Here is a 9,119-nt window from a genome sequence, read left to right on the forward strand (position 1 = left end):
GGCGAGGACGCCGAGGAGCGGGCCGAGACGGTATTGAGTGGCCTGGGGGCGGGGTCGTAGTGCGAAAATGACCGCACTATGGCTAAGGATCCCCGCGCCCCTAAAAGCCTCTCCCCGGCCCCGCCCCTGGGAAAAAGGGGCCCGCCTCTCTACGAAGGCGACGAGAGGGGCAACTCAGGGGCGCGGGGAACTGCGCGACAAGCCAGGGACGGTCCGCGGACCGCCGACAACATCAGGTCGCCCGGTGGGACCCGGGTTGTCGGGGCCCGGGAGAGCCAAGGCGCTGGGGGCCCCTCATCGCCGGAGGCATAGGGGGCGGAACTGCGCGACAAGCCACCCACGGTCGGCAGACCGCGGGCTGACGGGCGCCGGGACGGGGAACGGCCCCGGCCCGGCTCCTGAAGGGGCCCTCACCGGTCCGGCGGCCCCGACGCGCCCGGTCCGATCCGGAACTCGAAGTCGCCGTCGTACTTCTCGTGTCCGGCGATCACCGCCGACTCCACGGCCTCGGTGCCGACCTCGTTGCGGACGATCAGCGGGTCGTGCCGGAGGTCCCGCATCAGGGCGACGCACATCCCGATCATCACCACCACGAACGGCGCGGCGACCAGGATCGTCAGATTCTGCAGCCCGGCGAGCGCGTCGCCCTGCCCGTTGCCGATCAGCAGCATGATCGCGGCGACCGCGCCGGTGACGATGCCCCAGAACACCACGACCAGCCGGGCCGGTTCGAAGGTGCCGTACTGGGAGAGGGTGCCCATGACGACGGACGCGGCGTCCGCGCCGGAGACGAAGAAGATCCCGACCAGGATCATCACGAGGATGCTGCTGGCGGTGGCGATCGGGTACTGCTGGAGCACGGCGAAGAGCTGGGCCTCGGGGGTGGCCTCGTCCCCGATCTGCTTCCGCTCGGCGAGTTTCATCGCGGTACCGCCGAAGACCGCGAACCAGACCAGGCTGACCGTACTGGGTACCAGGATCACCCCGCCGATGAACTGGCGGATGGTCCGGCCCCGGCTGATCCGGGCGATGAACATTCCGACGAACGGGGTCCAGGAGATCCACCACGCCCAGTAGAAGACGGTCCAGCTGCTGAGCCAGTCGGCGACGGCCTTGCCGCCGGTCGCCTCGGTACGCCCGGCGAGCTGGGGCAGTTCGGCGAAGTAGGCGGCGATGGACGTCGGCAGCAGATCGAGGACGATGATCGTGGGTCCGGCGATGAAGACGAAGAGCGCCAGGATCAGGGCGAGCACCATATTGGTGTTGGAGAGCCATTGGATGCCGCGTTCCACCCCGGAGATCGCGGAGAGTACGAACGCGGCGGTGAGTACGGCGATCACGCTCACCAGCAGCGCCGTGCCGACGGTGTCCAGCCAGCCGAGTTCGGTGAAGCCGCTGCCGATCTGAAGGGCGCCGAGCCCGAGGGAGGCCGCGGAGCCGAAGAGGGTGGCGAAGATCGCCAGGATGTCGATCAGCCGTCCGATGCCGCCCTCGCAGCGCCGGGCGCCGATCAGGGGTTCGAAGACGGCGCTGATGGTCTGTCGGCGGCGGCGCCGGAAGGTGCTGTAGGCGATGGCGAGGCCGACGACCGCGTAGATCGCCCAGGGGTGGAGCGTCCAGTGGAAGAGGGTGGTGGCCATGGCGATCTGCATGGCCTCGCCCGCGGACTCGGGCGAGGTGCCGGGCGGCGGGGAGAGGAAGTGCGCCAGCGGCTCGCTGACGCCGTAGAACATCAGGCCGATGCCCATGCCTGCGCTGAACATCATGGCGACCCAGGAGACGGTACGGAATTCGGGGTCCGCGCCCTCTTCGCCGAGCAGGATCCGGCCGTATCGGCTGATGGCCAGCCAGAGGGCGAAGACCACGAAGCCGGAGGCGGCGAGGACGAAGGCCCAGCCGCCGTTCTTGATCAGGCCGTCGAGCAGGCGGGTCGAGACGCTCTCCAGGGAGTCGGTGGCGACCGCGCCCCAGACGACGAAGGCGAGGGTGAGAACGGCGGTGACACCGAAGACGACCCGGTCCGTGCGGGGTCTCCCGTGCGGCTGGGGCAGTCCGGGGGGCTCGGGGGTGACCGACCGGGCCCCCCGGTCGTCGGGCGTTGGTCCGTGCGACACAGGGACACCTTTCATGCGGTAGGCGAAGGCTGTCCGGATGATCCGTTTCGCCTGGGTTATGCCCTACCACAGGTGTCCCGTGCCGCCCGGGACGACGGGCCTCGCGGCCCGGCCCGGTTCAGCAGTCGGTGACCGGCTGTCCCTGCGTCAGGTGATAGGTCGCACGCGCGTCCAGCAGCAGCGGTACCAGGGCGCGCTGCGACTGCCGCAGCGGTACGAAGGCGGCGCCGTCCCGGCCGGGCAGCGCGACCACGCCGTGCAGGGCGAGTTCGTCCCGTACGTCCGCCCACTGGGCCGGGGCGAGCCGGTAGCCGCACGGCGGATCCGCCAGGGTCTCCGCCTCGGTCGCCGGGTCGTTGTCGGCGCCGCCGAGGTAGACCGGTCCCCGGTCGCGGAGTCCGGTGAGCCGGGCCGTGGTGGTGGCCGTCTCGATCCGGCCGCGCCGCTCGTCGGTGAAGGAGTACAGCCCGTCGAGCGCGGCGAGCTGACTGGCCACCCGGCGCCGGTTGTTGACCGACTCGTCGGCCAGTTCCTCCGGGGTCATGGCGTCCACGCGGCTCTCGATGAGCAGCCCGACGGCGTTCTTCACCCCGGTGGCGTTGCGCAGGATGCGCTCCTGGCCGTCGCCCGCGACCTGCCGGATCGGCGCCCCGGTCTCGGGATCGGTCCAGATGCCGTACGTCCCGGTGGTGTATCCCTCGTCGTGCGCTGCGGGGCGGACGTACTCGCCGGAGAGGGCAAGCGACTCCTCGTGGACCCGGGTATGGGTGTTGAGGTTGCGGGGCCAGAGGTCGAAGAGCTGCTTGTCGTAGTAGCGCGGAGTGGAGCCGTACTCGTGCAGGTCGTAGACGACGTCGGGGCGGTGGTCGCGGACGACGGCGGCGATCGCGCGGGCCTCGGCGGTTTTCAGGGCGAGATGGTCGCGGTTGACGTCCACGCCGTCGCCGTTGCCCCGGGTGTCGGCGGCCCGGCCGTCGGGGTTGGCGGTGGGGACGACCAGGATCCGGGTCCGGTCGAGCAGCCGCCGGGTCTCGCGGTCGCGGGCGAAGGCCAGGTCGCGGACGGTGGAGAGACATGCCTCGCGGCCCGAGGGTTCGTCGCCGTGCTGGGAGCAGATCAGCAGGACCTTGTTGGTGGCGTGCCGGTTGCCCACGCCGACGAGCTGAATGGGCCGGTTCTGCTTGGTGGTGCCGATCCGGGCGATCGAGACCCGGTCGCCGGCCCGGGCGACGGCGGAAAGGAAGGTCTGCTCCTCGGGCTGACCGGTCCAGCGGGTGCCGCCGGTGGTCTCGAACTCGGTCCGCGGCGGGCGCGGGGTGTCGTCGTGGGCGGCGTGGGCGGGGGCGGCGAGCAGCGGCAGGGCGAGCGCGGCCGAGGCCGCTCCCACCACGAGGGCGCGGATACGGGGGTTCATCGGTGCTGGTCTCCGGGGATCGGGTCGACGGGGCGGGGGCCTTCGACGGAGTCGAACGGTGCGGCCGTACGCGGCGCGGTGCGGTCGGCGGCTCCGGCGGTGGCGGCGGTGAAGGCGGCGGAGCCGCCGACGAACGGCAGCCGGGCGCCGGTACGGGAGAGGTCGAGGGTGATCGTGGGGGTGCTCGCGGGCGGCTGGATCAGATGGCGGTCCGTGCCCGCGATGATCAGGGCGAGCCGGTGTCCGGCCGGGACGATGTGGTCGGCCGTGTGCAGATCGAGGGTGATGGTGTGCCGGGCGCCGGGGGTGAGGGGCTTGCCGACGGCCGGGGACGCGTGGTTGCCGAGGTCGGCCCAGCCCCGGCTGAAGACGGTGAAGTCGACTTCGGCGGCGTCCGCCCTGGTCTCCTTGAAGCAGGCGCTGTCACCGGGGGCGCTCTGGCCCCAGCAGGTGCGCTCGTCGAGGGTGACGATGCCTTCGTCGGGGCCCGCGTAGTCGCGGATCGTGGCCGGTCCGAGGTCCACCAGGACGGCGGTGAGATGGGCGCTGGTGGTGGTCGGGGTGGCGGTCACGGTGACCGTGCCGGAGCCGGAGAGCCGCAGGTCCCGGGTGAGGGGAGCGGTGATGAAGCCGGTCTTGTCGGTGGTGGTCCGGTCGATCGCCTTCGCCCAGTCGATCTCGTTCAGCCGGGGCGCGTCGGTGAAGGTCTCGGTGGCGCCGGGCGGGGCCGGGGTCCGGCTCAGGGTGCCGACGCCGGGGAGGGCGCCGTTTCCGGGCCTGAGCAGGGCGGCCCGGGTGCCGCGCGGCGGCCAGACGCGGTCGGTGGTCCAGCGGTCGGGGGCGCGTTCGACATCGGCCATGGGTTCGTCGTCGATGCCGTTGTCGTAGCCGAGGAGGTAGTGGTCGAACCAGCGGTGCAGGGTGCGGACCCACTCGGCCCGGCGGAAGTCGAAGGGGTCGACGTGTCCGGCCTGGGTGAGCCAGACCTTCCGTTCGACCCCGGCCTCCGCCAGGGCGTCCCACCACTGGCCGAAGTGTTTGCTCCGGACGTTCAGGTCCTGCGCTCCGTGGACGGCGAAGACACTGGCCCGGACCTTCGCGGCATCGGCGACGTAGTCGCGTTCGGCCCAGAGGCCGGTGAGGTCGCCGCTCCGCGGGGCGCCTTCGACCAGCCGCTGTTTGACGGCTCCGCAGCGGCTCACGGCCTCGGGGCTCTCGACGGCGCGTGCCAGCCGGTCCGGTCCGGTGCCGAAGAGGGGGGCGCCCTTGGCGAAGTAGTAGTCGTACCAGCTGGAGATCGCGCCGATGGGCACGATGGTCTCCAGGCCCTCGACTCCGGTGGCGGCGACACCGTTGGCGACGGTGCCGTCATAGCTCTTGCCGATCATGCCGGTACGGCCGGTGGTCCAGTCGGCCCGGGCCCGTTCGCCGCCGGTACGGGTGGTGTAGCCGCGGGCCCGTCCGTTGAGCCAGTCGACGACGGCCTTGGCGGACTGGACGTCGGACCGGCCGCCGATGTCGACACAGCCGTCGGAGCGGTTGGTTCCGGCCAGGTCGACGGCGGCGAAGGCATAGCCGCGCGGTACGAAGTAGTTGTCGTAGTGGAGCGGGAACTGGACCGGCTTGCCGTCGGCGTCGTACGTCTTGCGCTGGCTCTCGTTCCCCCGGCCGCAGCAGGAGTAGTACGGACTGGCGTCCATGATCACCGGAATCCGGCGGCCCTGGGCGGCGGCCTCCCGGGGGCGGACGATGTCGACGGCGACCCGGTCGGTCCGGCCGTCGCCGTCGCCGTCGATCCGGGTGTCGACCCAGACGGATTCCCGGATCGCGGCGGCGTAGGAGTAGACGGGTCTGCTCTCGCGGATCTTCCGGGACTCCCGGCCGTCCCGGGTCTCCGGGCTTTCGGCCGTCCCGGTTCCGGCCCCCGGTCCGGGGGCGGCCACGGCGCCCACCGGGGTGAGGGCGAGCGCCGTCAGAGCGGCGACGGAGGCGGCGAGCAGCGATCTGTACGTCAAGCGGGTTCCCCGCGCACGTATCGGCATGGCCGGACGGTACTCCCCGGAGCCGTGAAGCGACAGAGGGCGACGGTGAGGTCAGGGGGTCGTCAGGGAGTTCAGCGACGGGTGGGGCGATGATTGATCCGCTTTTGTCGGCACAGCCGATCGGGGCCGGGGGTCCGGGGCCGGGGGCCGGGCATCCGTACGTCGGCCGGTACGAGTCCGAGTCCTACGAGTCGCCCGGCATCCGGCACCCGGCGGCGAGGGGCGGGGCGCCCGGCCGGGGGCTCACCCCGGAACAGCGCGACGCCCGCGCCGGGAACGTTTCCGTTCCCCGCACGGGCGTCGCGGGTGAAGTGCGCCGGATCAGCCGTTGGAACGGCCCTCGGACGGGGCCGGGACCGGCTCGCCGACGATGCGCTCGGCGAGCGAGTGGGCCCAGGTGTCGACATCGTTGCGGAGCGCGGCCTCGGCGACGACCTTCTCGGCCTCGATCGCGGCGGTGCCCTCGGCGATGATCCGCTCCTTCTCGCGCAGCCCCTCCTCGCGGGCGGCGGCGATCAGGGCGGTGCCCTCCTCGTGGGCCCGCTGGCGGGTGTGGGCGGCCTCGTGGCGGGCCTCGGCCAGGATGGCCTCGCGCTGGGCGCGGACCTCCTCGGCCTCGGTACGGACCTCGTCGGCCGCGTCCATGACGCCCTGCGTCTTCGCCTCGCGCTCCGCCATGATCGCGGCGGCGCGCGGCAGCAGCCGGCCGGCGAGGACGGCGTAGACGATCGCGAAGGAGACGAATCCGATGACCAGACCCCAGCCCGTGGGGTTCAGCGGACCGATGTCGAGGGGAAGAAGCTTGTCGTTCAAGGGCTCGTCCTGCCTTGTCCGTAGGTGTCCGTCAGCGTGTCGACAGCGTTCGTCGGGTTCTCGGCTGCCCATCGGCGTGTGCCGGTGCCCTCCGAGGTCCGCCGGAGGGCGGGGCGGTCGGCCGCCGATGGGTTGCGCCGCACCCACGGGCGCGTGACGCGACGGCGGGCTGATCTCGATCCTACCTTTGCCCGCAAGGAAACCGGCACCTGGTCATTACCTGTCGGTAACCACGGCTGATTGGATGGCTTCGACGCCCTTCGCCCGTGCACCCCGACCCAGGAGTCATCGTGCCGCGTTCCCCCCGCCCCGCCCTTCCTCTCCCTCCCTCCGGCGCTCCGACCGCCCCTGTTTCCCGGACGGCCCGCGCGTCCCGCCGGGTGCGCGGGATACGCCGCGCGGCGGCAGGAGCCGCATCGGCCGCGCTCGCCGCCGGGCTGCTGGCGACGGCTCCCCCGGCCTCGGCGGCGGAGGAGCCCGCCGGGACCCCGGCCCTGAGCGTGCTCAGCTACAACGCGTTTCTCTTCAGCAAAGCCCTCTATCCCAACTGGGGGCAGGACCACCGGGCCCGGGAGATCGCCGCCGCGCCCTTCTTCCGCGGCCACGACGTGGTCGTCGTCCAGGAGGCGTTCGACAACTCCTCGTCGGAGCTGCTGATGAACCGGGCGAAGGCGGAGTATCCGTACCGGACGCCGGTACTGGGCCGGAGCCGGAGCGGCTGGGACGCCACGGGCGGCGCGTACTCGGCGGCCACCCCCGAGGACGGCGGGGTCGCGGTCCTCAGCAAGTGGCCGGTGATCCGGCAGGAGCAGTACGTCTACCGGGACGGCTGCGGCGGGGACTGGTGGTCGAACAAGGGCTTCGTCTACACCGTGCTCGACGTCGACGGAACCCGGGTCCATGTGGTGGGGACCCACGCCCAGTCGACGGACCCCGGCTGCGCGCCCGGCCGGGCGGCGACGGTACGCGCCCGGCAGTTCCGGGAGCTGGACGCCTTCCTCGACGCCAAGGACATCCCGGCGTCCGAGCAGGTCCTGGTGGCGGGCGATCTCAATGTGGACCGGCACTCCGCCGAGTACGCCTCGATGCTCGCCGACGCGGGGCTGGTGGCGGAGGACCGCAGGACCGGACTGCCGTACTCCTTCGACACCCGGGAGAACTCGATCGCGGCCGAGCGCTATCCGGACGATCCGCGCGAGGACCTGGACCACGTACTCCAGCGCGCGGGGCACGCCCGGCCCGCCGAGTGGACCAATGAGGTCGTGGCGGAGCGGACCGCGCCGTGGTCGGTCTCCAGCTGGGGGCGGACGTACACCTACACCCATCTGTCGGACCACTATCCGGTGATCGGCTCCGGGCGCTGAGCGGCGCGCCCGGGCGGGCGGGGGCGGTCCGCGCCGCGAGGGCTGCGCCGCCCGGGTGACGGACCGTCGGCCGGGCGGCGCTCACGGCCTCCCGTGAGCCCCATCCGCACCTCTACGCGCCCTTGTTGAAATGACAGGAACATGTCACATTGATGCGGCGACCCGGGCCGCGTCCGGTCCACACTGATCTTCGCAAACCCCCACATACCAGCCGAGGATCGCTGCGAAGGAGACTCCCCCCATGAGACGCACGTTCGGTGCGCGGATCGTTCTGTCCCTCCTGCTCGCCCTGCCCGCCATCGGCGCCGGAACCGGCTCGGCCGCCGCGGCACCCGTACCTTCACCGGGCCCCGGAGTCGCCGCAGGGGCCGCCGTCTATGCCCTCGACGCCCAGCTGGAGGGGGCGTTGGGCGACCGGGGCGCGGGCTCGTACCTCGACCGCCGTACGGGAGAGCTGGTCGTCGCCGTGACCGACGCCTCCGCCGCCTCGGAAGTCCGCGCGGCGGGCGCCCGGGCCCGGATCGTGGCGCGCTCCACGGCCGACCTTGAGGACGCGATGGGCGTCCTGGAGACCCGGGCGAAGATCCCCGGCACGTCGTGGGGTATCGACCCCTCGGCCAACCGGGTCGTCGTCGAGGCCGACCAGTCCCTCGACGCGGCGGAACTGAGGCGGCTGCGGACCGTCACGGCCGGGCTCGGCGACGCGGTACGCGTCGAACGCGTCCCCGGAGTGTTCACCCAGGAGGTCACCGGCGGGGACGCCATCCACGGCGGCGGCTACCGCTGTTCGGCCGCGTTCAACGTGGTCGGCGGCAACACCCGCTATCTGCTCACGGCGGGCCACTGCACCAACGCGGCGGCCACCTGGTCGGCGGGCGGGGTGCAGATCGGGGTCCGCGAGGGCACCAGCTTCCCCACCAATGACTACGGCATCGTCCGCTACACCGGCTCCGAGGTCCCGCCGGGCACGGTCAACCTCTACAACGGCGGCTTCCAGGACATCACCTCGGCGGCGGACGCGATCGTCGGGCAGTCGCTCCAGAAGAGCGGCTCCACGACCAGGCTGACCAGCGGCACCGTCACCGCCGTCAACGTCACCGTCAACTACAGCGACGGCCCGGTCTACAACATGGTCCGTACGACGGCCTGCTCGGCGGGCGGCGACAGCGGCGGCGCGCACTTCTCCGGCTCGACGGCGCTCGGCATCCACTCGGGCAGCTCGGGCTGCTCGGGCACGAGCGGCTCCGCGATCCACCAGCCGGTGAAGGAGGCGCTCTCGGTCTACGGGGTCACGGTCTACTGACCCCGCCCCCGGGCCGGGGGGGGGGGGCCCCCGCCCCCCGCGGCCCCCCCCCGGCGCGAGTTGTCGCGC

General features: G+C 72.4%; 6 protein-coding genes. 2 read left to right on the forward strand and 4 right to left on the reverse strand.

From position 1 onward, the window contains the following. Positions 1 to 410 precede the first annotated feature (410 nt). The 4 genes from AB0G74_RS33780 to AB0G74_RS33795 all read right to left on the reverse strand — a co-directional run bounded on the left by AB0G74_RS33780 (position 411) and on the right by AB0G74_RS33795 (position 6,383). The gene (locus AB0G74_RS33780) at positions 411 to 2,129 is read right to left on the reverse strand and encodes a BCCT family transporter (RefSeq protein WP_361154401.1); all 1,719 of its coding nucleotides are present in this window, start codon (positions 2,127 to 2,129) and stop codon (positions 411 to 413) included. Between the two features lie 103 nt (positions 2,130 to 2,232). Further along, positions 2,233 to 3,528: a M14 family metallocarboxypeptidase gene (locus AB0G74_RS33785; protein WP_361154403.1), complete on the reverse strand. Its 1,296-nt coding sequence runs from the start codon at positions 3,526 to 3,528 to the stop codon at positions 2,233 to 2,235. Then, entirely contained in the window at positions 3,525 to 5,570 is a 2,046-nt protein-coding gene (locus AB0G74_RS33790; protein ID WP_361154405.1) for a Xaa-Pro dipeptidyl-peptidase, read from the reverse strand. Before AB0G74_RS33790 ends, AB0G74_RS33785 begins: the two co-directional genes overlap by 4 nt. A 321-nt stretch (positions 5,571 to 5,891) precedes the next feature. After that, entirely contained in the window at positions 5,892 to 6,383 is a 492-nt protein-coding gene (locus AB0G74_RS33795) for a hypothetical protein (protein WP_361154407.1), read from the reverse strand. Between the two features lie 389 nt (positions 6,384 to 6,772). On the opposite strand from AB0G74_RS33795, the gene sph reads away from it, so the two are divergent. Next, a complete protein-coding gene (sph, locus tag AB0G74_RS33800; protein ID WP_361154412.1) occupies positions 6,773 to 7,747 on the forward strand; it encodes a sphingomyelin phosphodiesterase in 975 nt (324 codons plus the stop codon). 241 nt (positions 7,748 to 7,988) lie between these two features. Then, a complete protein-coding gene (locus tag AB0G74_RS33805; RefSeq protein WP_361154409.1) occupies positions 7,989 to 9,050 on the forward strand; it encodes a S1 family peptidase in 1,062 nt (353 codons plus the stop codon). Positions 9,051 to 9,119: the final 69 nt, after the last annotated feature.

Source organism: Streptomyces sp. NPDC020875 (genome assembly GCF_040641415.1).
Lineage (GTDB): Bacteria > Actinomycetota > Actinomycetes > Streptomycetales > Streptomycetaceae > Streptomyces.